Raw genomic sequence first — 392 nt, forward strand, 5'->3', positions numbered from 1 at the left:
CTCGATCGTTCATCGACGGATTCTCAATCCGATACTGGAGTCACCCCATGAAACCCACCTTGTTTTCCTGCCTGCTCGCGGCCGCGCTGGCCGCCCCCGCTGCAGCCTTTTCACAGTCAATCATCACGCGTGCACAGGTCCGCGACCAGCTCGTGACCTTCGAGTCCGCCGCCGCTCCCGGAACGGCGGGCGATGCGCATTATCCGGACGCTGTCCTCGCCGCCGCCAACGGCGGTGCGAAGCCCGCAACGGCGTCGCGTGCCTTCGGCGACCAGGGGGGCGTTGCCGCCGGTTCGAGCGAAGCGGGCCGGCGCGCGCAGCGCACGGTTTCGGGTGACGTGAACGACGTTCCCGGACTCAAGCCCATCTACTTTGGCCAGTGAGGGAGAGAC

Annotated in this window: 1 protein-coding gene; it reads left to right on the plus strand. The window is 66.8% G+C overall.

Features of this window, described 5'->3' with window-relative positions:
* The first annotated feature begins 47 nt into the window (after window positions 1-47).
* On the plus strand, window positions 48-383 hold the full coding sequence (locus tag U5A57_RS41440) for a DUF4148 domain-containing protein (protein ID WP_321918129.1): 336 nt from the start codon (window positions 48-50) through the stop codon (window positions 381-383).
* Window positions 384-392: the final 9 nt, after the last annotated feature.

Source organism: Paraburkholderia sp. J11-2 (assembly GCF_905220185.1).
Classification (GTDB): domain Bacteria; phylum Pseudomonadota; class Gammaproteobacteria; order Burkholderiales; family Burkholderiaceae; genus Paraburkholderia.